The organism is Roseovarius tolerans, assembly GCF_028885395.1.
GTDB classification, from domain to species: domain Bacteria; phylum Pseudomonadota; class Alphaproteobacteria; order Rhodobacterales; family Rhodobacteraceae; genus Roseovarius; species Roseovarius tolerans.
Map to the genome: position 1 here is coordinate 476,530 of NZ_CP118494.1, position 20,999 is coordinate 497,528.

General features: G+C 62.9%; 19 protein-coding genes and 1 tRNA gene. 12 read left to right on the plus strand and 8 right to left on the minus strand.

The window, feature by feature from the left end; genetic code table 11:
- Window positions 1–32: 32 nt before the first annotated feature.
- On the minus strand, window positions 33–938 hold the full coding sequence (locus PVU19_RS02230; protein WP_050662802.1) for a LysR family transcriptional regulator: 906 nt from the start codon (window positions 936–938) through the stop codon (window positions 33–35).
- A gap of 110 nt (window positions 939–1,048) precedes the next feature.
- On the opposite strand from PVU19_RS02230, the gene PVU19_RS02235 reads away from it, so the two are divergent.
- The 8 genes from PVU19_RS02235 (at window position 1,049) to PVU19_RS02270 (ending at window position 10,176) form a co-directional block, all read left to right on the plus strand.
- Window positions 1,049–2,287: a urate hydroxylase PuuD gene (locus PVU19_RS02235; RefSeq protein WP_050662801.1), complete on the plus strand. Its 1,239-nt coding sequence runs from the start codon at window positions 1,049–1,051 to the stop codon at window positions 2,285–2,287.
- A gap of 132 nt (window positions 2,288–2,419) precedes the next feature.
- Window positions 2,420–3,313 (plus strand): UTP--glucose-1-phosphate uridylyltransferase GalU, encoded by an 894-nt coding sequence (galU, locus tag PVU19_RS02240; RefSeq protein ID WP_050662800.1) that lies wholly within the window; start codon window positions 2,420–2,422, stop codon window positions 3,311–3,313.
- Between the two features lie 21 nt (window positions 3,314–3,334).
- On the plus strand, window positions 3,335–4,318 hold the full coding sequence (gene galE / locus PVU19_RS02245; protein ID WP_050662799.1) for a UDP-glucose 4-epimerase GalE: 984 nt from the start codon (window positions 3,335–3,337) through the stop codon (window positions 4,316–4,318).
- A 35-nt stretch (window positions 4,319–4,353) separates the two neighbouring features.
- Entirely contained in the window at window positions 4,354–5,385 is a 1,032-nt protein-coding gene (locus tag PVU19_RS02250; RefSeq protein ID WP_050662798.1) for a glycosyltransferase family 2 protein, read from the plus strand.
- A 218-nt stretch (window positions 5,386–5,603) separates the two neighbouring features.
- A complete protein-coding gene (locus PVU19_RS02255) occupies window positions 5,604–6,221 on the plus strand; it encodes a biliverdin-producing heme oxygenase (RefSeq protein WP_050662797.1) in 618 nt (205 codons plus the stop codon).
- Window positions 6,218–8,512: an ATP-binding protein gene (locus PVU19_RS02260; RefSeq protein ID WP_050662796.1), complete on the plus strand. Its 2,295-nt coding sequence runs from the start codon at window positions 6,218–6,220 to the stop codon at window positions 8,510–8,512. The genes PVU19_RS02255 and PVU19_RS02260 overlap by 4 nt, the downstream gene beginning before the upstream one ends.
- Window positions 8,496–9,104 (plus strand): response regulator transcription factor, encoded by a 609-nt coding sequence (locus PVU19_RS02265; RefSeq protein ID WP_050662795.1) that lies wholly within the window; start codon window positions 8,496–8,498, stop codon window positions 9,102–9,104. The genes PVU19_RS02260 and PVU19_RS02265 overlap by 17 nt, the downstream gene beginning before the upstream one ends.
- A 145-nt stretch (window positions 9,105–9,249) precedes the next feature.
- Window positions 9,250–10,176: a cobalamin B12-binding domain-containing protein gene (locus PVU19_RS02270; RefSeq protein ID WP_082237599.1), complete on the plus strand. Its 927-nt coding sequence runs from the start codon at window positions 9,250–9,252 to the stop codon at window positions 10,174–10,176.
- Window positions 10,177–10,412: 236 nt separating this feature from the next.
- Here PVU19_RS02270 and PVU19_RS02275 read toward each other — a convergent pair whose 3' ends face one another.
- From PVU19_RS02275 to PVU19_RS02295, 5 genes are all read right to left on the minus strand, one after another.
- Window positions 10,413–11,678: a branched-chain amino acid ABC transporter permease gene (locus PVU19_RS02275; protein WP_152911639.1), complete on the minus strand. Its 1,266-nt coding sequence runs from the start codon at window positions 11,676–11,678 to the stop codon at window positions 10,413–10,415.
- A 29-nt stretch (window positions 11,679–11,707) separates the two neighbouring features.
- A complete protein-coding gene (locus tag PVU19_RS02280; protein ID WP_050662792.1) occupies window positions 11,708–12,718 on the minus strand; it encodes a branched-chain amino acid ABC transporter permease in 1,011 nt (336 codons plus the stop codon).
- Complete coding sequence (locus tag PVU19_RS02285) at window positions 12,719–13,426, minus strand: ABC transporter ATP-binding protein (protein WP_050662791.1); 708 nt, start codon at window positions 13,424–13,426, stop codon at window positions 12,719–12,721.
- Window positions 13,423–14,205 (minus strand): ABC transporter ATP-binding protein, encoded by a 783-nt coding sequence (locus PVU19_RS02290; protein WP_050662790.1) that lies wholly within the window; start codon window positions 14,203–14,205, stop codon window positions 13,423–13,425. The genes PVU19_RS02285 and PVU19_RS02290 overlap by 4 nt, the downstream gene beginning before the upstream one ends.
- Window positions 14,206–14,299: 94 nt before the next feature.
- Window positions 14,300–15,472 (minus strand): ABC transporter substrate-binding protein, encoded by a 1,173-nt coding sequence (locus PVU19_RS02295; RefSeq protein ID WP_420833240.1) that lies wholly within the window; start codon window positions 15,470–15,472, stop codon window positions 14,300–14,302.
- A gap of 492 nt (window positions 15,473–15,964) precedes the next feature.
- Here PVU19_RS02295 and PVU19_RS02300 point away from each other — a divergent pair, with 492 nt between their 5' ends.
- The gene (locus PVU19_RS02300; protein WP_152911638.1) at window positions 15,965–16,162 is read left to right on the plus strand and encodes a hypothetical protein; all 198 of its coding nucleotides are present in this window, start codon (window positions 15,965–15,967) and stop codon (window positions 16,160–16,162) included.
- Between the two features lie 59 nt (window positions 16,163–16,221).
- On the opposite strand, the gene PVU19_RS02305 is transcribed toward PVU19_RS02300, so the two are convergent.
- Window positions 16,222–16,297: transfer RNA gene (locus PVU19_RS02305), tRNA-Lys, on the minus strand.
- Window positions 16,298–16,405: 108 nt separating this feature from the next.
- Between PVU19_RS02305 and dapF the strand changes: the two genes are divergently transcribed.
- The 3 genes from dapF to PVU19_RS02320 are packed head-to-tail and all read left to right on the plus strand — an operon-like array spanning window position 16,406 to window position 19,129.
- Entirely contained in the window at window positions 16,406–17,239 is an 834-nt protein-coding gene (gene dapF / locus PVU19_RS02310) for a diaminopimelate epimerase (protein WP_050663415.1), read from the plus strand.
- A complete protein-coding gene (mtaB, locus tag PVU19_RS02315; protein ID WP_050663414.1) occupies window positions 17,236–18,495 on the plus strand; it encodes a tRNA (N(6)-L-threonylcarbamoyladenosine(37)-C(2))-methylthiotransferase MtaB in 1,260 nt (419 codons plus the stop codon). Before dapF ends, mtaB begins: the two co-directional genes overlap by 4 nt.
- Before the next feature lie 13 nt (window positions 18,496–18,508).
- The gene (locus PVU19_RS02320) at window positions 18,509–19,129 is read left to right on the plus strand and encodes an FMN-binding negative transcriptional regulator (protein ID WP_050663413.1); all 621 of its coding nucleotides are present in this window, start codon (window positions 18,509–18,511) and stop codon (window positions 19,127–19,129) included.
- Window positions 19,130–19,422: 293 nt separating this feature from the next.
- Here PVU19_RS02320 and PVU19_RS02325 read toward each other — a convergent pair whose 3' ends face one another.
- Window positions 19,423–20,919 carry a phosphomannomutase/phosphoglucomutase gene (locus tag PVU19_RS02325; RefSeq protein WP_050663412.1) on the minus strand — a complete coding sequence of 499 codons (1,497 nt, stop codon included), beginning with the start codon at window positions 20,917–20,919 and terminating at the stop codon, window positions 19,423–19,425.
- Between the last annotated feature and the right edge of the window lie 80 nt (window positions 20,920–20,999).

Below are 20,999 nucleotides of genomic sequence, written 5' to 3' on the forward strand. Positions count from 1 at the left end.
GCGCGGCACATCGCAACGGCACCTTTTGAAAGTCACCCCGGCATCGCCCCGAGAATACGCTCGATCATGAATTCGATCAGCAGCCGCGCCTTGGGGTCCTGCCGCCGTTTATGGGGATAGAGGCAGGCCATCTGGATCGGCACCGGCGGCTCGCTCTCCAGCACCGGGACAAGGCGGCCCGCCTCGAGATGGTCATGCACCTCGAAGCGCGGTTTGAGGATGATGCCGTGCCCATTGAGCGCCCATTGCGTCAGCGCATCGCCATGATCCGACTCGAACGGCCCCGAGACCGAGATGCGCCGCACGCCGTCGGGCGTGCGCAGCGGCCACTGGAATTCGGGCGCGCCGACATAGCGCAGGTTCAGACAGTCATGCGCGCCCGAGGCAAGGCTGTCGCTGGTTTCGGGCAGTCCATTGCGGGCGATATAGGCGGGTGCGGCGCACAGGATACGCTCGCAATCGGCGATCTTGCGGATGCGCAGCGATGAATCTTCGGGCACACCCAGAAAGAACATCGCATCCAGCCCCTCGGTGGCCAGATCGAGCCTTCGATCGGACAGGCGCAGGCGGATGTTGATCAGCGGATAGAGCGCCTTGAACTCGGGCACGGCGGGCGCGATGATACGCTGGCCAAGGCCAAGCGGGGCCGCGATATGCAAAGTTCCGCGCGGGCTGCGGGTGACCTGGCCGATTTCGGCCTCGGCCTCGTCCACTGCCTCGATGATCCTGAGCGCGCTGTGATAGAAGAGCGCGCCCTGTTCTGTGGGGTTGAGCTTGCGCGTGGTGCGCTGAAACAGGCGGATGTCGAGGTGCTCTTCGAGGGCGGCGATGCGGGCCGAGGCGACCGCCGCCGAAATCCGCTGATCGCGCGCGGCGGCGGACATGCTGCCCAATTCATAGACGCGCACGAATGTCCTGATATTCTCCAGATAGGCCATGCGCCGAGATTATTAGTTTATTCTTGAAACAGCTAGGGATTTTTCCCGGATGCAGGGCAATCGCGTCTTGTGGCATGCAGGGGGCGCAAAGAGAACACGGAGGTCGCGACATGCTTGATCCTGCCATCATCTGGGACTGGCTCGGCTTTGCGCTGCGCTGGCTGCATGTGATCACGGCGATGGCGTGGATCGGATCGTCATTCTATTTCATCGCGCTCGACCTGGGGCTGCGGCAGGCGGATGACCTGCCCGAGGGCGCGCAGGGCGAGGAATGGCAGGTGCATGGTGGCGGGTTTTACCATATCCGCAAATACCTCGTGGCGCCGGCGCGGATGCCCGAGCATCTGACCTGGTTCAAATGGGAGAGTTATTCGACATGGCTGTCGGGGGCGGCGCTCTTGATGGTGGTCTACTGGGCAGGGGCCGAGATCTACCTGATCGCGCCTGAAAGCGGGTTGAGCACGGGGCAGGGGATCGCGATTTCCGCCGCCTCTCTGGGTCTTGGCTGGGTGATCTATGACCGGTTGTGCAAATCCGGGCTGGCGGGGCGACCGACGCTCTTGATGCTGGTGCTGTTCGCGCTGCTGGTCGCGATGGGCTGGGGCTATACGCAGGTCTTCACGGGCCGCGCGATGATGCTGCATCTGGGGACGTTTACCGCCACGATCATGACCGCGAACGTGTTTTTCATCATCATGCCCAATCAGCGCATCGTGGTGGCCGATCTCAAGGCCGGGCGCGTGCCGGAGGGTAAATACGGGCGGATCGCGAAGCTGCGCTCGACCCATAACAATTACCTCACGCTGCCGGTGATCTTCCTGATGCTGAGCAATCACTACCCGCTGGCCTTTGCCACGGAGTATAACTGGATCATTGCCGCGCTGGTTTTCCTGATGGGAGTGACGATCCGGCATTTCTTCAACAGCATGCATGCGGGCGGCGGCTATCGCTGGTGGACATGGGGCGTGACGGTGCTGCTTTTCGCGGCGATCATCTGGTTGTCGATGGCCCCGTGGCGTCATGATGCGTTCGACGACAGCGCAGCGCGCGCCCTCACCCCGCGCGAGCGGGTCTTTGCCGAGGCCGACGGCTTTGACGAGGTGGCGGCGATCATTCCGGGGCGCTGTTCCATGTGCCATGCGCGTGCGCCCTATTTCGAGGGCATCCACCACGCCCCGAAGAACGTACTGCTGGAGACCGAGGCTGATATCGCCCATGCGGCGCGGGCGATTTACATGCAGGCCGGGGTTACCCACGCGATGCCGCCTGCCAATCTCAGTTACATGGAAGACGCTGAGCGGCGGGCGGTGCGCCGCTGGTATCGCGCGGCAAAAGCCGACGGCGGATAGGCGCGCCTTGTGCCATTGCCAAGCGGGTGGCATGATTCTGCCAAAAAAGTTTCAAACTTTCCCCTTAACTGCATACAAACCCCCATGTTGTTGTGTATGATAGCGCAAAAATAACCAGTTGAGGTGCAGGCGATGCGTCGCAAGGTAACGAAGGCGATTTTTCCCGTGGCGGGGCTGGGAACACGGTTCCTGCCGGCGACGAAATCGGTACCAAAGGAAATCATGACGCTGGTGGACCGCCCGCTCGTGCAATACGCCATCGACGAGGCGCGCGCGGCGGGGATCAAGGAGTTCATCTTCGTCACCTCGCGCGGCAAGAGCGCGCTGGAGGACTACTTTGACAACGCCCCGCAGCTGGAGCAGGAGTTGCGCCGCAAGGGCAAGGACGAGCTGCTGGAAATCCTCAAGTCCACCAATATGGACAGCGGCGAGATCGCCTATATGCGCCAGCACAAGCCGCTTGGCCTTGGTCACGCGGTCTGGTGCGCGCGGCGCTTCATCGCCAACGAGCCCTTTGCCGTGATCCTGCCCGATGACGTGATCGCCGCCGAAAAGCCGTGCCTGCAACAGATGGTCGAGGCGTTCGAGGAAACCCAGAGCAACATGGTTGCGGCGATGGACGTGCCTGACACTGCAACGCAATCCTACGGTATCCTCGACGTGAAAGAGGACATGGGCAGCATCGTCTCGACCAAGGGCATGGTGGAAAAGCCCGAACCGGGCAGCGCGCCGTCGAACCTTGCGGTGATCGGGCGCTATATCCTGACGCCCACCGTTCTGCAGAAGCTCAACAAGAAGCAGACCGGCGCAGGCGGCGAGATTCAGCTGACCGATGCCATCGACGCGGCGCGTGAGGAGGGCGAGGAGGTGCATGGCTTCCGCTTTCGCGGGCAGCGCTTCGATTGCGGTTCCAAGGCGGGATTTCTGCAGGCCACGGTGGCCTTTGCCCTCGCCCGCGACGAGCTGCGCGACGAGCTGTGGAACTACATCTCGGATATCGTTCATGCCGAAAAAGCCGCGCAGTGACCGCACGCACGGGGGCGCGCTTTGACAAATGTTTTGGTCACTGGCGGCGCGGGCTATATCGGCAGCCACGCCTGCAAGGCCCTGTCCAAGGCGGGCTATACCCCCGTCACCTATGACAATCTCAGCACGGGATGGGAGGACGCGGTCAAGTTTGGCCCGTTCGAGAAGGGCTGTCTGACCGACCGGGCCCGGCTCGACCAGATATTCGCCGCCTACCAGCCGCAGGCGGTGATGCATTTCGCGGCCCTCAGCCAGGTTGGCGAGAGCATGCGCGAACCGGGGCTTTACTGGCACAACAATGTCGCCGGGTCGCTCTGCCTGATGCAGGCGGCGGTGGCGGCGGGCTGTCTCGATCTGGTGTTTTCGTCCACCTGTGCCACCTATGGCGATCAGGACAACGTGCTGCTGGATGAGGGATGCGCGCAGTATCCGATCAACGCCTATGGCGCATCGAAACGCGCGATCGAGGACATGCTGCGCGATTTCGAGGCCGCGTATGGCCTGCGGCACGTGATCTTTCGCTATTTCAACGTGGCAGGCGCCGATCCCGAGGCCGAGGTGGGCGAGTTTCACCAGCCCGAGACGCATCTTATCCCGCTGATGCTGGATGCGATCGACGGCAAGCGTGACGCGCTGACGATCTTCGGCACCGATTACGACACGCCCGACGGCACCTGCATCCGCGATTACGTGCATGTCTGCGATCTGGTGGAGGCGCATGTGTTGGGGCTGAACTGGCTGAAGGAGGGGCGCGGCAGCCGGGTCTTCAACCTGGGCACCGGCACCGGGTTTTCGGTGCGCGAGGTGATCGAGCAATCGGCGGCGGTGACCAACCGCGCGGTGCCGATTGTCGAGGGGCCGCGCCGCCCGGGAGATTGCACGCGGCTCGTCTCGGGCTCGACCGGGGCGACGGCGGACCTCGGCTGGCAGCCTGGCCGCTCGACGCTGACGCAGATGATCGGCGACGCGTGGCGCTGGCATCAGTCTGGACATTACGCGAAATAGCACCGACCCTGCCGGATGGGGATCAAGAGGGCCGCATGGGCAGAGGCGACGGGATACGCGACATGGCGATGGCCTATCGCCTGCGGTGGAGGCGCCGCCGCCTGCTGTGGCGCAGTTTCCGCAAGCGTCGCGAGTTGCGCGCGGTCACCGACCGCACGGCGCAGATCAGACCCGGCGATATCCTGTGCTTCGGCACCATGCGCAACGAGGCGCTGCGGCTGCCGTATTTCCTCGAGCATCACCGGCGACTGGGGGTGCGGCATTTCCTGATCGTCGAGAATGCCAGCACCGACGGCACCCGCGAGTATCTGGCGGTGCAGCCCGATGTCTCGCTCTGGAGCACGGCGCAGAGTTACAAGCTGTCGCGCTTTGGCGTCGATTGGCTGACATGGTTGCAGACTCGGCACGGGCATGGCCATTGGTGCCTGACGCTCGATGCCGATGAATGCCTCGTTTATCCCTATCATGATACCCGGCCCCTGCCTGCGCTCTGCGACTGGCTGGAGGGGCAGGGGCGGGCCTCGTTCGGGGCGCTGATGCTGGACATGTATCCCGAGGGGCGGCTCTCGGCGTATTCCTATGCGGCGGGGGATGATCCGTTCGAGCGGCTGTGCTGGTTCGATGGCGGCAATTACACGATGCGCCGCAAGCCGGACCTGCAGAACCTGTGGATACAGGGCGGGCCGCGCGCGCGGATGTTCTTTGCCGGCGATCCGCGCCGCGCGCCCACGATGGGCAAGGTGCCGCTGGTCAAATGGAACCGGCGCTATGCCTATGTCAGTTCCGCGCATTCGCTGCTGCCAAGGCGGCTCAACCATGTCTATGATGGGCTGGGGGGAGAGTTGATCTCGGGCGTGCTGTTGCACAGCAAGTTCCTGAACACGGTCGTGGAGCGGTCTGCCGAGGAAAAGGCACGGCAGGAGCATTTCGCCAATAGCCAGCTTTACGAGGGCTATTACGACGCGCTGACCGGGGACCCGGACCTGTGGTGCGACGCCTCGACACGGATCACCGGCTGGCGACAGCTAGAGGCGATGGGCCTGATGTCGCGCGGCGGGTGGGTGTAGGGCACCGCAGCCAGTCCTTGAGAGCCGGGAAGAGCATATGCACTTTGAGAATGATACTTCGCCGGATCTGTCTTGCCAGTGCCGAAACCGCGAAACACTTGGTTTGCCATTCAATTTTTGGGATGCGCGAAATTCATGCTACGGTCTCCCCAGAAACGGTATATTCAACATTGGAGTGACGCGTGCCTACGGCCAAGGGTTCACCTCGGAATGTCTCATTGCGCGACCAACTGCGCGCGCATACGCATCAACAACACGAGCGGTTACACGAGCACGCTTGTTTTCAGGCACTGTTCGACCAGACTCTCGGCATCGTTGATTACCGGGATCTGATCTTGCGGCTTTACGGGTTTTACCAGCCGCTGGACCGGGCGATTGGGCGCGCGATTTCATGTGGAGCGGCATGCACTGCCGGTTACGATTACGCGGAACGGGCCGGGTATCTGGCGCAAGACCTGGCGGACCTGGGATGGAGCGCCGAGGCGATCGAAGAGAGCCCGCGATGCAGCGAGGCGTTCGATATCGTGTCTCCCGCGTCGCTGGGCGGTATCCTCTACGTGATCGAAGGCGCGACACTCGGGGGCGCGCGCATCGACCGCGCCGCGCGCCGGTTGCTTGCGCGCGAAGACGAAGCGGGTCGGCGGTTCTGGTCATGGTGCCGGGCCGTGGGTGGCCACCGTTGGCCGATGACCAACGCATACCTCGAGGGGCTGGAGGCCGAGGGGGCCGCCGTCAGTGACCTGAGACAGGGTGCTCATGACACGTTCCGGCTGCTGGCAGACTGGCTTGCGCCGCTGGACCATTCAGCCCCTCTTGCCGTTGCGAGGGTGCCATGACGCTGGATACCGTCAACCTCGAAACCTGCGACCGGGAGCCGATCCACCTGATCGGCGCGGTCCAGCCGCATGGTGCCCTGATTGCAATCGACGGGGAGCGATTCACCGTCGAATTCGCGAGCAGAAATACGGCGTCTTTCATCGGGCTCGGGCCCGAGCAGATCCTTGGAAAGGATATTGCGAAGCTCATCGGTGAGGCAAATGCACGACATTTGCGGAGCCTGACGCTGGGACGGTCGACCCCGGACCTTCTAAGCCCGTGGTTCTTAAGTTTTCCGGGGCCCGACGGCACGCGGATAGATCTGGAATGCCTGCCACATCGAAGCAACGGTCATATCGTTCTAGAACTGTTGCACCCCGAGCCTGCGCCGGCGCGGGTCTGGGAAGATGAATATCTGCGCCGGGAGTTCATCTCGGAACTTGTCACGCCGGGCGCGCTCGAGGATCTTGCCAATGCGAGCGCGCGGATCATCCGCGATGTGACCGGGTTCGACCGGGTGATGATCTACCGGTTCGCCGAGGACAAGCATGGCGAGGTCATCGCCGAGAGTACCAATCGCCCCGACAGCTTTCTCGGGCTGCACTATCCAGCGTCCGATATTCCCGATCCGGCGCGGCGGCATTTTCTGCTGAACGTCGTGCGGGCGATCCCCGACATCAACAGCGAGCGGGTGCCGATCATCAGCCGCAAGGGGGGCGTCGCCGACGCACAATCCGCGTCTCCTCTGGATCTGACGTTTTCCAAGCTTCGCGCCGTCGCCCCGGTGCATGTCGAGTATCTCAACAACATGGGCGTGGCGGCTAGCCTGTCTATTTCACTGGTCACCAACAACCAGCTCTGGGGGCTGGTCGCCTGCCACAATTACGAGCCGCGCGAGATATCTTCGAGCCGGTTGCGGTTTGCCGAACTCCTGGGGAGCACCACCTCTGCGCTGCTGCAAAGTATCGAGAGCACCAACCAGCTCCAGAAGAGCATCACCGCCGAGAAGACGGCCTTTCGCATAGAGCAACAGGCGCGTGGCGGCACGTCGCTGCGGTCGCTGATAGACGACTGGGCCCCGGTGCTGATGCAATTGATCGACGCGCAGGGGATGTTGCTGTTTCGGGGCGATGGTGTCGTCACGTTCGGCGCGGTGCCGGAAAAGCCTCTGGATTTTTCCGGTCTTTGCAAGCTGCAGGCGGACGGCGTTGCAACGACCGCGCAGCTGTCGGACCATATCGATATGGACGCGGAGCAATTGACGGTGGCCGCCGGCGCCGCGCTTCTTGATCTGTCCGAAGATGGCCGGGATTATCTGGTCTTTCTGCGCAGCGATTTCGAGCAGACGATCCGTTGGGCCGGAAAGCCCGACAAGGTCGAGACCACCACGGAAGGTGGGGTCACGCGGCTGTCGCCGCGTGGCTCTTTTGCGCTTTGGCGCGAGGAGCGACGCGGCCAGAGCCGTCCCTTTTCGGCGATGGACCGTGATGCGCTGCGCATCCTGCGCCGGGCGCTTTTCGCTCTGAACAGCCTCGAGCACGAGCGTGCCGCACGCGAGGCGCAAAAGACTGCGGAGGAGAAGGAAACCCGCTTGCGGCACGCGCTTCTCGATGCCTCGCGGGCCAGCTCGATGGGTGAGCTTGCCTCGGCGATCGCGCATGAGCTGAACCAGCCCCTGTCGGCGATTTCCAATTACATCAGCGCGTGCCGCCAGGAATTGAGAAACGCCGACGTCGAAATCCCGGAGCGGGCGGCGCAGCTTATCGACGAGGCCGTCGCCGAAACGACCCGGGCCGGTGACCTGATGCGCCGCATGCGCAATTTCATATCTGCGGGCGATCTGAACGCCGAATATATCGACCTGAACAAGGCCATCCAGCAGGGCATCGACCTTGCGCTCGCTTATGTGGATCTGCCAAGGCTTCAGGTCAATCTGCTGTTGGACCAAGGCATTCCACGGGTTCTTGCCGACCCGGTACAGATCGGTCAGGTCATGTTGAACCTGGCGCGCAACAGTATCGCGGCGATGCAGGGGGCAAGGGTCCAGAAACTGACCGTCGAAGTGATAAGATCGGGCCAGTGGGTCAAAGTATATGTCCGTGATACCGGGCACGGGATACCAACGGAACAGCGCAAGTACCTTTTCGAGCCGTTCAACACATCGACCACGCAGGGCATGGGCATAGGCCTCTCTTTGTGCCGCTCAATCATCGAGGCACATGAGGGCCGGATCTGGGCCGAACCCGCTAAGACCGGCTCGGTATTCGTGTTTCAACTGCCGATCGAGGGGGCAAATGACGAACAGGCCTGATCAGGACTTTTCGGTCTATGTCGTCGAGGACGACGAGTCCGTGCGGAACTCCTTCTGCGCGCTGTTGAACGCGCATGGCTATGCGACAATGCCCTGCGAGTCGGCGGAAGGCTTCCTCAAGACGTTCGACCCGGAGCAGAAGGCGTGCATGCTGCTCGACGTTAGGCTGCCGGGAATGAGTGGCCCGCAATTGCAGGCTCAGCTTGCCGAGATGGGCATAGATATTCCGATCATCGTCGTCACCGCGCATGGCGACGTTCCCATCGCCGTTCAGGTCATGCGCAACGGGGCCATCGACTTTATCGAGAAGCCGACAGAGGCTGGTCGGCTTCTCGAAGCGATCGAATTGGCCGGTGGGCTGCTGGCCAACCGGACCCCCTTCGAGCTTCCCAAGAAGATCATTGCCGACCGCTTGGCGAAACTGACCGACCGGGAGAAAGAAGTGCTCCGCCACATGCTCGAGGGAAAGCTCAACAAGGAAATCGCCGCGGAGCTTGGGATTAGCCGCCGGACCATCGAGGTTCACCGCTGGCGTATCCGCGAGAAAATGCAGGTGCGCGGCATTGCCGATCTGATCCGGATGCTGGGCTAGTGCCGACGTCAAACCATGTACGCATAAGTACGTAGTGGTAATTCCCAACTATCCCACCAACACACTATCATCCTACGCTCGGTTGTCTCGATCAAGAATTCGAGACACCTCGATTAGTCTGGCCTTGGGCCGTCGCAGGTAAGGAATGCCGATCCTCGAGGCAATATGGATGTCGGGAGGGGAACGTTTGTATACCGCAGCACCACTACTGATCTACGCGGGCACCGGGAATGATGACTCGGTCCCGTGCGACGCCGCGCATATCAACGGCAAACCGCCTTTGCACCTGCTGGCCGGTCTCGCCCATGAGGTGGTCCGCCGCATCGCCTATCGGGAGAGGGACGCCGATGCGTTGCCGCACGCGCCCTCCGCAGCGGAGGTTGAGGAGCTCTGCATGGCGCTGCTGTCGAACGACGGCGCGGCATCGGCGGAGGAGATCATATCCAGCCTCGCGAAAGATACCACGACGGAGGTGATCTATCTCAAATACCTCGCAGCTGCCGCGCGCATGCTTGGGGATTGGTGGACCGAGGACCGGGTGAGTTTCACCGACGTGACCGCAGCGACCGGGCGCATTTTCGAATTGCTGCGGAAGATCACCATCACCGCGCATCCCGGCTCGAACAGGCAGGATCTGACTGTCGTCTTTGCCTCGGTCCCGGGCGAACACCATACGCTTGGCATCCGTATGGCCGCGGACCTGTTTCGTGATGACGGATGGGAGATCGCGCTCAAGATCGGTTTGAGCGAAGCGGAACTGGTCGCCGAGATCAAGAAACTGCCGCGCTGCATCGTCGGGCTATCCATTGGCGGGCGGCACTCCCTCGACAGGCTCTCCGGTCTTGTGGAGGCGCTGCACAGGCACTGCCCCCAGGCCGCCATTGTCGTGAGTGGACAAGACATCGACGAGCTTAGACCGCGCCTGTCCGCGATGGGTCTCGATGGCGTCGCGGCTGAGATCAACGAGGCGAAAGAACATATTTCGGCCTTATGGGACCGCGAAATGGCAAGAAAGTCCTTTTCCCTGCTTGATAACGGCGAGCCCGAAGACCGGCTTCTCTTGAAGGAGTAGAAGGATCCGGGATCGAACGCTCGCCACACCCGATCACCACAAATAGTGACCTTTTTGAAGTTTCGGCTCAGTTCCGCAAGCCGCCTTTGAAGTCAAACGTAGCGAATGCCGGTTCTGAGCCCAACCCTGAAGCGTCAAATCCGCGCTGCGCGGGCTCGCGGAGAAATTGCCACGGCAACGCTGAAAAATTGGCGCTACGGCGCGGCTACATGAGACAGGCTTTCGACGTTCCGCCACTACCGTTCCGGTATCAAACCTTTGGGCGCGAACCGCATAACCACGAGCAGGATCGTGCCCATCATCAGGTAGCGCATGTAAGCCGCCCCGCCGACCAGGTGCTGCGCCAGGTCGGAGTCTTCGCCAAGCGGCCAGGTTATCGTCGCCATGAACCAGTTGCCAAAGGGCTCGGCCTGCACCCACAGGAACCAGATGATGAAACCGCCCAGGACCGCACCCCAGTTGTTCCCGGAACCGCCCAGGATCACCATCACCCAAACGAGGAAGGTGAACCGCAGCGGGATGTAGCTGGTCGGCGTGAGCTGACCCTCGAGCGTGGTCAGCATGGCGCCCGCAACGCCGCAGGTGAAGCAGCCAAGGACGAAGGTCTGCAAGTGACGCGCCTTGACGTTCTTACCCATGGCGGCGGCGGCGTCGCGGTTGTCGCGGATGGCGCGCATCATCCGCCCCCAGGGCGAGCGTAGCGCGCGTTCCGCGAACCACATGATGATCGCCAGAACGGTGATGAAGAGCGCCGCGTAGCACAGCTTGACGAAGAGGCCGGCGGCATCCGCGATATCCGCGGCACCGAAGAAATTGGCCAGCCCGATGAACCAGTCCTGCTCAACAAGATTAATCTCGTAGGGAACAGGGCGCGGAATGCCGGTGACGTTTTTCACACCACGCGACAGCCACTCCTCGTACTTGATGACGGCGATGATGATCTCGGCGATGCCAAGCGTGGCGATCGCCAGGTAGTCGGCACGCAGCCCCAGCGCGATGCGCCCGATAAACCAGCCCGCCCCGGCCGCGACAAGGCCGCCAATCGGCCAGGCCAGCACCACCGGCAGCCCCGCACCGCCGAGATAGCCGCTCAGCGCGGGGTCGATCGCCTCGATCGCGTCGGTCGCGGGACCGAAGAAATACCCGATGACGAAATAGCCGGCCACCAGCAGCACCAGCGTCACCGGTAGCCTGAGCGCCCGAGGCACCGTGCGCCGCGCGAAGATGATCGCGGCCACCGTGGCAACGAGGCTCAGGACCGAAAGCGCGATGTCGCCGCCGGCCACGGCCCAGGCCTCGGTTACGGGTGGCATGGAGACCAGCACCGCCGTCAGTCCGCCCAGCGCCGTGAAGCCCATGACCCCGACATTGAAGAGGCCCGCATAGCCCCACTGCATGTTGACGCCCAGTGCCATGACCGCGGAGATGACACAGAGATTGAAGATGCCGAAGGCGACGTTCCAGCTCTGATAGAGGCCGACCATGATTAGCACCAGGCCCATGAGGCCGTATAGGAGCGCAACCCTTTGCGTCATATCACTTTCCCGCGGATGATGCCTGTCGGCCTGATCAACAGGACCGCGACAAGGATGATGAAGGAGACCGCGAACTTGTAGTCCGTGGACAACAGCTGGACGAGCCCGTCCGGTGCCCAGTCCGCCGGGCCGAGATAGGCCAGGAACTTCTTGTAGGCGTAGGTCACCATCACCTCGGAGAAGGCGACAATGAAGGCCCCAAGGATCGCGCCCACCGGCTGACCGATACCGCCGAGAATGGTGGCGGCGAAGATCGGCAGCAGGATCTGCAGGAAGATGAACGGCTTGTAGGTCTTGTCGAGGCCGTAGAGCGTCCCGGCGATGGCGGCGAGCGAGGCGGCGATGATCCAGGCGATCATCACCACACGCTCAGGATTGATGCCGCACAGGAGTGCCAGATCCTCGTCGTCCGAATAGGCACGCATCGCCTTGCCGGAGCGTGTCTTCTGCAAGAACCAGAACAGCCAGACGACGACGACGAGGGCGACGACGACGGTGATCACCTGGCTTTGCTTGATGGCGATGCCCTCGTCGAGGCCGAGCAGGTCACGCGACGCAAACGCACCGATGATGAAACGCTGGCCGTCGGCGAAGCTCTGGTCGGCCGGGCCGATGATGATCCGGATCAGCCCGGCCAGCACGAACATGACGCCAACAGAGACGATGGCGAAGACGATCGGGTTGGAGCGCTGCCGTCGATAGAAACGAAAGACCATGCGGTCTGTCAGCAGCGCGACGCCGATCGCCGCCAGCACGCCCACCGGCAGGGCCAGGAGCGCGGTCGGGAAGGGCGCGATGCTGACCCCCATGTCCTGAAGGAACCATGTCACGAGGATCGTGATCATGGTGCCGAACGACATCAGCTCGCCATGCGAGAAGTTGGCGAATTTCAGAATCCCGAAGATGATGGTGACGCCGAGCGCCCCCAAGGCAAGCTGCGCGCCATAGGCCGTCGCCGGCACGACGACGAAGTTGGCGAACAGTGCGAACGCGTTAAGGATCTCCATTCAACCCCCCAGAAAGGACCGGCGCACTTCCTCGTTGGCAAGAAGCGCTTCGCCCGTGTCGGTAAATCGGTTGCGGCCCTGAACCATGACGAAGCCATGATCGGCGATCTCCAGCGCCTGACGCGCGTTCTGCTCGACCATCAGGATGGCGACGCCGGTCTTGGCGATCTCCAGGATCTTGTCGAACAGCTCATCCATCACGATTGGCGAAACCCCGGCCGTTGGCTCGTCCAGCATCAACAGATCCGGGCGCGTCATCAGCGCGCGTCCGACGGCCACCTGCTGGCGCTGCCCGCCGGACAGCTCGCCCGCTGGCTGGTTGCGTTTCTCGGCCAGAATCGGGAACAGGCCGAAGACCTGATTCTTGGTGTCCTCGATCTCGTTGTCCTCGCGGATGAAGGCCCCCATTTCGAGGTTCTCCTCGACGGTCAGCGAGACAAAGACGTTGCGGTTCTGCGGCACGAAGGCCATCCCCTGCGGCACCCGGTCCTGCGGGGCAAGTTTGCTAATGTCCTTGCCGTTCAGCGTGACCGCACCCTCGCGCAGGTCGAGCATACCGAAGACAGCCTTCATCGCCGTCGATTTTCCAGCACCGTTCGGGCCGACGACAACAGCGATCTCGCCTTTTCCCACGGTGATGGTGCAGTCGTGGATGATATCGGCAGCGCCATATCCGCAGGTCATGCCGGTCGCGCTCAGAAAACTCATGCCGGTGCCTTCCGCTGCTGCTTGCGACCGGTGCCGAGATAGGCCTCGATGACCTCTTCGTTGTTCTTGACCTCTTCGATCGTGCCTTGGGTGAGCAGCTTGCCATCGGCCATGACGATGACGGGGTCGCACAGGCGCGCAATGAAATCCATATCGTGCTCGATCAGGCAGAATGTGTAGCCGCGCTCCTCGTTGAGGCGCTGGATCGACGTGGCGATGGTGTTCAAAAGCGTGCGGTTCACACCAGCGCCGACCTCGTCGAGAAAGACGATCTTGGCGTCCACCATCATGGTGCGGCCCAATTCCAGCAGCTTCTTCTGGCCGCCTGAGAGATTGCCGGCAAGCTCGTCCTTCAGGTGGTCGATCTCGAGAAAGTCGACCACCTCCAGCGCCCGCTCAAGGTTCTTCGCCTCGACCGCCTTCACTTGGCCGAAATTGAACCAGCTGTGGCGCAGTTGCTCGCCCGGCTGATCGCCTGGAACGACCAGCAAATTCTCCAGCACAGTCAGCGTCGAGAACTCATGCGCGATCTGGAAAGTGCGCAGCAGGCCCTTGTGGAAAAGCTCGTGCGGCTCGAGTCCGGTCACGTCCTCGCCATCCAGATAGATCGTGCCGGAGGACGGCGGAAAGACGCCCGCGACGATGTTGAACAGCGTCGTCTTCCCGGCACCGTTTGGGCCGATCAGTCCGGTGATCGAGCCCTTCTCAATCGACAGCGAGACGCCGTCGACCGCGCGGATGCCGCCGAAATTCTTGGCGACGTTTTCGACCGTTATCATTCAATCAATCCTGGTTGCCGGTAAACAAGGAACGGCCAGAGATCGAGATCCCTGGACCGTTCCTGAGACGGTAGGCCGTCGTCCGGCGATGCCCTCAGTGGTACATCACCGTTTCGAACTTGCCGCCCTTGACTTCCGTCTCGCGGAAGCTGCCCGAGGACTCGCCCGGCTCGATCAGCTCCAGCGCGGTGCCGCCGACATAGTCGATCTCGCCGCCGTCAGCCAAGATCTTCAGGCCCTTTGCAAGCTCGCCGGGATAGATCTTCTCGCCCGGGGCGTTGGCGACGTCGAACACCTTGTCCTTGTAGACCGCACTGTCGGTCGAATCGGCCGCCTGCATTGCGAGCAGCATGATCGCCGAGGCGTCGTAGGCCTCGGGCACATAGGGGTCGTCGCCCTTGAAATCCTTGCCTTCCGCAAGCTCAGCCAACATCGAAGCGCCCGGGCTGTCGGTGCCCGGATTGGTGCCGATGGAGCCGTCCAGCGCCTCGCCGAAGTGATTGGTCAGCGCCTCGCCGACCATGCCGTCCGGCAGTACGAACTTGCCGAAGGCGCCGGTATCGAGCGAGGCCTGGATCATACCCTTGCCGCCCTGGTCGAGATACCCGGCCACGATCAGCACTTCGCCACCGGCCGACGCCAGCGTGCCGACCTCGGCCGAATAGTCGGCCTTGCCGTCCTCATGCGCCGCGACGACGGTGATCTCGCCGCCAGCGTCCTCGAAGGCCGCCTGAATCGCATCGGCAAGACCCTTGCCGTAGTCGTTGTTGGTGTAGGTCAGCGCGGCCGAAGAGATGCCGCGACGCTCAAGAATGTCGGCGATGATCTGGCCCTGACGCGCGTCCGAGGGGGCCGTGCGGAAGAAATAGCCACCGTCTTCGATGGTGGACAGAGCCGGCGAGGTTGCCGACGGCGAGATCATGACGATGCCGTTCGCGCGCACGACGTTATTGAGAACCGCCGTGGTAGCACCCGAGCAGGTTGCCCCGTTGATGCCTTGAACGCCCTCGGATGTTATCAGGCGCTCGGCCGCGGCCGTGGCAGCGGCCGCGTCGATGCAGGTGCTATCGCCTCGGACCGTGACCACCTCGCGGCCACCGAGGAATATGCCGCTGTCCGACACCTCCTTGATCGCCATTTCGCCGCCAAGCGCCATCGGTTTGACAAGCGACTCGGTCGGGCCCGTAAAGCCCTGCATCATGCCGATCTTGACCGGTTCCTGCGCCGATGCGCCTGTCGCGACGGTCGCCCAGAGCGCGGCCGACATAAGTGTGGCAGATAGTTTTCTCATGGTTAGACCTCCCATTTGGTTGTACGTCAGTTGGTCGTTGGAGGGGGAGTATACATATTGAAATCAATGTTTCCACCCATCGTTATGTAAGGGGCGACACGTGGATCGTCATGCATCGGCTCTGCGACCGGTCGGGTCGGACCAAGTTTCAAGGTCATTGACGGCTTGTCGAATGGCCGGACCAAATTCAGGGGTCAGGTGGGTGCTTGAACGGCCCGTTCGGCGAAGTTTGCCGCGATGTCGCAATCGCCATGCCTCAAGTGCAAGGGCTGGGTGGGACAAATAACCAAAAGATTTGCCGCGCCAGCATCAGACCAGTTTGGCCGCACATCGGTCACTCGACACACGCACTGCGAAGGTCCGCTCTTATCAGCCCCGCCGTCTCGCGCCATGACCGTTCCGGGGCTGGAAACGGTCGCATGCAGATGTGGCATGTGACCCACTGACGTCGGTCAAAAGGGGCTCGTTATGAACACTCGCCGCAGAGCGATCGCGGGTCCGGTTTTGGTCGGCCAGGTGCCAGAGCGCCAACACCGAACGGTCACTGCGCAAGAAATCACTGCACGCATTGACCAAAGCAGGCTCAAATACCTTGGACTATCGCGCCGTTTGTTTGCGTTTGCAGCAAATACTGTAGCAAAAAGCGGCATGAAGATGGTGTTTTAATCAGCGCTTTTTAGGAGTTTTTAACCGATAATATTTTTTATTATCAGTGCTTTATACAGTGGTGAGCCGTGCAGGATTCGAACCTGCGACCCACTGATTAAAAGTCAGTTGCTCTACCAACTGAGCTAACGGCCCACTAGGGGCGGTATCTAGAAAGAGCGGGGCGGGGGGTCAACCCCGAAAGTGACGCTTGTTCGAAGGATCGTATGGATTCATCCCGCGCGCGGGTTTATATGCCCGGGCATGACCGATATGCGCGAAACAGGGCTGGCTTTCATGAAGATGCACGGGTTGGGCAACGACTTTGTCGTGCTCGATGCGCGCGCTGGCGATATTGCGCTTTCTCCGGCGCTGGTCGCGGCGATCGCGGACCGGCATCGCGGCATCGGGTTCGATCAGCTTGCGGTGATCGGGACGGGCGAGGGCGATGCGCATCTGACCTTTTACAATGCCGATGGCTCGACCTCTGCGGCCTGCGGCAATGCCACGCGCTGCATCGCGCGCCACCTGATGGCGGAGACCGGCAAGACCGCGCTGACGCTGAGCACTGCGCGCGGGGTGTTGCAGGCGGTCGATGCGGGGGATGGGCTGACCTCGGTCAACATGGGGCAGCCGCAGCTGGGCTGGGACGAAATTCCGCTGGCCGAGGCGATGGAGACGCTGGAACTGCCCATAGAAGGCGGCCCCACGGCCACCGGCATGGGCAATCCGCATTGCACGTTTTTCGTCGAGGATGCCTGTGCTGTGCCACTCGACCGGTTCGGGCCGCGCTACGAGCATCACCCGCTTTATCCCGAACGCACCAATGTGCAGGTGGCGAGTGTGATCGGTGCCGATCATCTGCGCATGCGGGTCTGGGAGCGGGGCGTGGGCGTGACGCTGGCGTCGGGGTCGTCGTCCTGCGCCGTGGCCGTGGCCGCCGCGCGGCGTGGGCTGACCGGGCGGCGCGTGCGGATCACCCTCGATGGTGGCACGCTCGATGTCGACTGGCGCGAGGATGGCGTGTGGATGACCGGCAAGACGGCGCATGTCGCGAGCGGCGTGCTGACGCCGGAGTTTCTGGCGAGGGTCCAATGAGCGACGCGCCGCGCTTCACCACCCTGGGCTGTCGGCTGAATGCCTATGAGACCGAGGCGATGAAAGACCTCGCCGGGCAGGCGGGGCTGGAGAATGCCGTCGTGGTCAATACCTGCGCCGTCACGTCAGAGGCTGTGCGCAAGGCGCGGCAGGAAATTCGCCGGTTGCGTCGCGCGCATCCGGAGGCGCGCCTGATCGTGACCGGCTGCGCCGCGCAGACCGAGCCCGAGACGTTTGCCGCGATGGCCGAGGTCGATGCCGTGATCGGCAATACCGAGAAGATGCAGGGCGACACATGGGCCGGTCTTGCTGCCGATTTCATAGGAGACGCGGAGCGCGTGCAGGTCAACGACATCATGTCGGTGACCGAGACGGCGGGGCACCTGATTGACGGTTTCGGCACCCGGTCGCGCGCCTATGTTCAGGTGCAGAACGGGTGTGATCATCGCTGCACCTTCTGCATCATCCCTTACGGTCGGGGCAATTCGCGCAGCGTTCCGGCGGGCGTCGTGGTCGATCAGATCAAGCGGCTGGTGGGGGCGGGCTATAACGAGGTGGTGCTGACCGGTGTGGACCTGACAAGCTGGGGGGCGGACCTGCCGTCGCAGCCGAAACTCGGCGATCTGGTGATGCGCATCCTGAAGCTGGTGCCGGATTTGCCGCGTCTGCGGATTTCGTCGATCGACTCGATCGAGGTGGATGAAAATCTCATGCAGGCCATCGCCACCGAGCCGCGCCTGATGCCGCATTTGCATCTGAGCCTGCAGCATGGCGACGACCTGATCCTCAAGCGGATGAAGCGGCGGCATCTGCGCGACGATGCGATCCGCTTTGCGGAAGAGGCGCGGCGCTTGCGGCCCGAGATGACATTCGGTGCCGATATCATCGCCGGGTTCCCGACCGAGAGTGAGGCGGCGTTCGAGAACTCTTTGCGGCTGGTGGAGGAGTGTCACCTGACCTGGCTGCATGTGTTTCCTTACTCGCCGCGCCCTGGCACCCCGGCGGCAAAGATGCCGCAGGTGGACGGGCGCGCGATCAAGGCACGGGCTGCACGGCTGCGGGCGGCGGGTGAGGCGCGTGTCGCGGCGCATCTGGCCGAACAGCAGGGGTGCCGCCATGCCGTGCTGATGGAAAACCCGCGCATGGGCCGGACCGAGCAATTCACCGAAGTGAGTTTCGACAGCGACCGCCCGGAGGGCGCGATCGTCTCCGCCACGGTGACGGGCCATACCGGCACGCAACTGACAGCTGTCTGAAGGGTCGTCCGCGATGCATCCCAATCCTGCCTTTCGTCAGGCCGACACGGCCCGCAACATCGCGTTTGCCCGTGCGCAGGGCTTTGGCCTGCTGGCGGTGGCTACCGGGGGCGCGCCGCTGATCAGCCATATCCCGTTCCTGTTGTCGGAAGACGGCACGCGCGCCGAGTTTCACCTCGTGCGCTCCAACCCTATCGCGCGGCTCATGTCTGATCCGCTGCCTGCGCGGCTCGCGGTGCAGGGGCCGCATTCCTACGTCTCGCCGGATTGGTACGGCGTCGAGGATCAGGTGCCGACCTGGAACTATGTCGCCGTGCATCTGGTAGGGCAGGTGCGCCTGCAGCCGCAGGAGCGGATGCGCGATCTGCTCGACCGGCAATCGGCGGAGTTCGAGGCGCGGCTGGCACCCAAGCCGGAATGGCGGGCGGAGAAAATGACACCCGATGTGCTGGAGCGGATGATGCGCCAGATCGTGCCCTGCGAGATGCAGGTGGACGAGATTGCGGGCACCTGGAAGCTGGGCCAGAACAAGCCCGAGGATGTGCGTCTGCGCGCCGCTGATCCGCTGGCGGCGGCGGGGCAGGGGCAGGAGGTGGAAGTGCTTGCGGGGCTGATGCGGGAACCGCCGGCTTGAGTGCTTGGGGTGTCGGGACTGCGCGGGGAGCCTCAGCTGAGAAAGATGGCCTGAAGCTGCCGTGGTCGTGAGCCGCGCATCGACGGGCCGCGGTGCGGCGATCCAAGTTAAGTTTTGCAGCGCTTTATCTCAGCCAAGCTCGAGAAACATCAGAGCGCAGAGCAGGTTGCAGCCAAATCGCCGTGCCGGGGGGCGGCCCGGCGATGCGCGGCGGCCTTCGGCCGCGTTTCGCGCAGGGTGCTTCAATCGGATGACCGCTCCAGGCCGGATCGCCCCGTGCCGGAAACCGCGCGTCAGATCGTCTGATCGTAGTCGCCCACCTCGGGTTCGGTGCGGATCACCGCGTTGATATCGGCGAAGATGGCGCGCATCTCGGCCTCGCTGTCGCTGCTTTCGCAGACCACCACGAGGTTGGGTGTGTTCGACGAGGCGCGCACCAGCCCCCATGAGCCATTGTCGAGAATGACGCGCGCGCCGTTCACCGTCACCACCTCCTTGATGGGGCGGCCCGCAAGTGTGTCGCCCGCCTCGTGCTTGGCGACCAGTCGCGCGACGATGCGCTCCAGCACAGCGTATTTCTCGGTGTCGGCGCAATAGGGCGACATGGTGGGGGTGGCGTAGGTCATCGGCAGGGCGCGCCGCAGGTCCGACATGGACATATCGGGATTGCGGTCCATCAGCTTGCAGATTTCCACGGCGACGCGCATGCCGCAATCGTAGCCGCGCCCCACCGGTTCGGCGAGGAAGTAGTGCCCGGATTTCTCGAACCCGGCGAGCGCGCCCAGTTCCTTGACCCGGCGCTTCATGTGGCTGTGCCCGGTCTTCCAGTAATCCGCCGTCACGCCGTTTCTGATCAACTCGGGATCGGAGGCAAAGAGCCCGGTGGATTTCACATCCGCCACGAAGGTGGAGTTGGGGTAAATCTTCGACAGGTCCCGCGCCATGATGACGCCGACCTTGTCGGCGAAAATCTCTTCGCCCTCGTCATCGACCACGCCGCAGCGGTCGCCGTCGCCGTCGAAGCCGAGCGCGAAATCGGCCCCGGTGGCGCGCACCGTGTCGGCCATGTCGTGCAGCATTTCCATGGCTTCGGGGTTCGGGTTGTAATGCGGAAAGGTGTAGTCGAGCGTGTTATGCGAGGGGATCACCTCGACCCCGATGCGCTCGAACAATTCGGGCGCAAAGGCCGAGGCGGTGCCGTTGCCGGTGGCGCAGACGACGCGCAGCTTGCGGGTCATCTTGAAGTCACCGGCGAGGTCGTCGAGATAGGCCTCGCGCACGCCGGGCACGAATTCATAGCTGCCGCCGGGATGCGGCTGACCGCGCCCTTCGAGCACGATCCCCTTCAGTTCGGCCATCTCGTCGGGGCCATGCGTCAGGGGGCGTTCGAACCCCATCTTGACCCCGGTCCAGCCATTCGGATTGTGCGAGGCGGTGACCATGGCGACGGCGGGCACGTCGAGGTGAAACTGCGCGAAATAGGCCATTGGCGAGAGGCAGGGCCCGATATCCTTGACCGTGATCCCGGCCTGCATCAGCCCGAGGATGAGCGCATTCTTGATGCTGAGCGAATAGTCGCGGTAATCGTTTCCGACCGCGATCACCGGTGCGATCCCGCGTGCGCGGATCTGCGTGCCGAGGCCAAGACCGAGCGCGGTGATGCCGGGCAGGTTGATCTGATCGGGATATTTCCAGCGCGCGTCATATTCGCGAAAGCCCGTCGGCACGATCATCGCGTCGCGGAGGAATTCCCAGGTGTTGGGGGTGACGGTCGGCAAGGGGCTGGTCATGGAATGGCTCTTTATCAAGGGGTGTCCGGTCGCTGCGCGCGTTGTGGCAAAAAGCCACGCGGGGGTAAAGCACCCGCGTG

Excerpts from the sequence above, each read along its gene's own strand:
- PVU19_RS02230 (WP_050662802.1), bottom strand. The coding sequence starts at position 938 with ATGGCCTATCTGGAGAATATCAGGACATTCGTGCGCGTCTATGAATTG.
- PVU19_RS02235 (WP_050662801.1), top strand. The coding sequence starts at position 1,049 with ATGCTTGATCCTGCCATCATCTGGGACTGGCTCGGCTTTGCGCTGCGC.
- galU (WP_050662800.1), top strand. The coding sequence starts at position 2,420 with ATGCGTCGCAAGGTAACGAAGGCGATTTTTCCCGTGGCGGGGCTGGGA.
- PVU19_RS02250 (WP_050662798.1), top strand. The coding sequence starts at position 4,354 with ATGGGCAGAGGCGACGGGATACGCGACATGGCGATGGCCTATCGCCTG.
- PVU19_RS02260 (WP_050662796.1), top strand. The coding sequence starts at position 6,218 with ATGACGCTGGATACCGTCAACCTCGAAACCTGCGACCGGGAGCCGATC.
- PVU19_RS02265 (WP_050662795.1), top strand. The coding sequence starts at position 8,496 with ATGACGAACAGGCCTGATCAGGACTTTTCGGTCTATGTCGTCGAGGAC.
- PVU19_RS02270 (WP_082237599.1), top strand. The coding sequence starts at position 9,250 with ATGCCGATCCTCGAGGCAATATGGATGTCGGGAGGGGAACGTTTGTAT.
- PVU19_RS02275 (WP_152911639.1), bottom strand. The coding sequence starts at position 11,678 with ATGGGCCTGGTGCTAATCATGGTCGGCCTCTATCAGAGCTGGAACGTC.
- PVU19_RS02280 (WP_050662792.1), bottom strand. The coding sequence starts at position 12,718 with ATGGAGATCCTTAACGCGTTCGCACTGTTCGCCAACTTCGTCGTCGTG.
- PVU19_RS02285 (WP_050662791.1), bottom strand. The coding sequence starts at position 13,426 with ATGAGTTTTCTGAGCGCGACCGGCATGACCTGCGGATATGGCGCTGCC.
- PVU19_RS02290 (WP_050662790.1), bottom strand. The coding sequence starts at position 14,205 with ATGATAACGGTCGAAAACGTCGCCAAGAATTTCGGCGGCATCCGCGCG.
- PVU19_RS02295 (WP_420833240.1), bottom strand. The coding sequence starts at position 15,472 with ATGTCGGCCGCGCTCTGGGCGACCGTCGCGACAGGCGCATCGGCGCAG.
- PVU19_RS02300 (WP_152911638.1), top strand. The coding sequence starts at position 15,965 with ATGAACACTCGCCGCAGAGCGATCGCGGGTCCGGTTTTGGTCGGCCAG.
- dapF (WP_050663415.1), top strand. The coding sequence starts at position 16,406 with ATGACCGATATGCGCGAAACAGGGCTGGCTTTCATGAAGATGCACGGG.
- mtaB (WP_050663414.1), top strand. The coding sequence starts at position 17,236 with ATGAGCGACGCGCCGCGCTTCACCACCCTGGGCTGTCGGCTGAATGCC.
- PVU19_RS02320 (WP_050663413.1), top strand. The coding sequence starts at position 18,509 with ATGCATCCCAATCCTGCCTTTCGTCAGGCCGACACGGCCCGCAACATC.
- PVU19_RS02325 (WP_050663412.1), bottom strand. The coding sequence starts at position 20,919 with ATGACCAGCCCCTTGCCGACCGTCACCCCCAACACCTGGGAATTCCTC.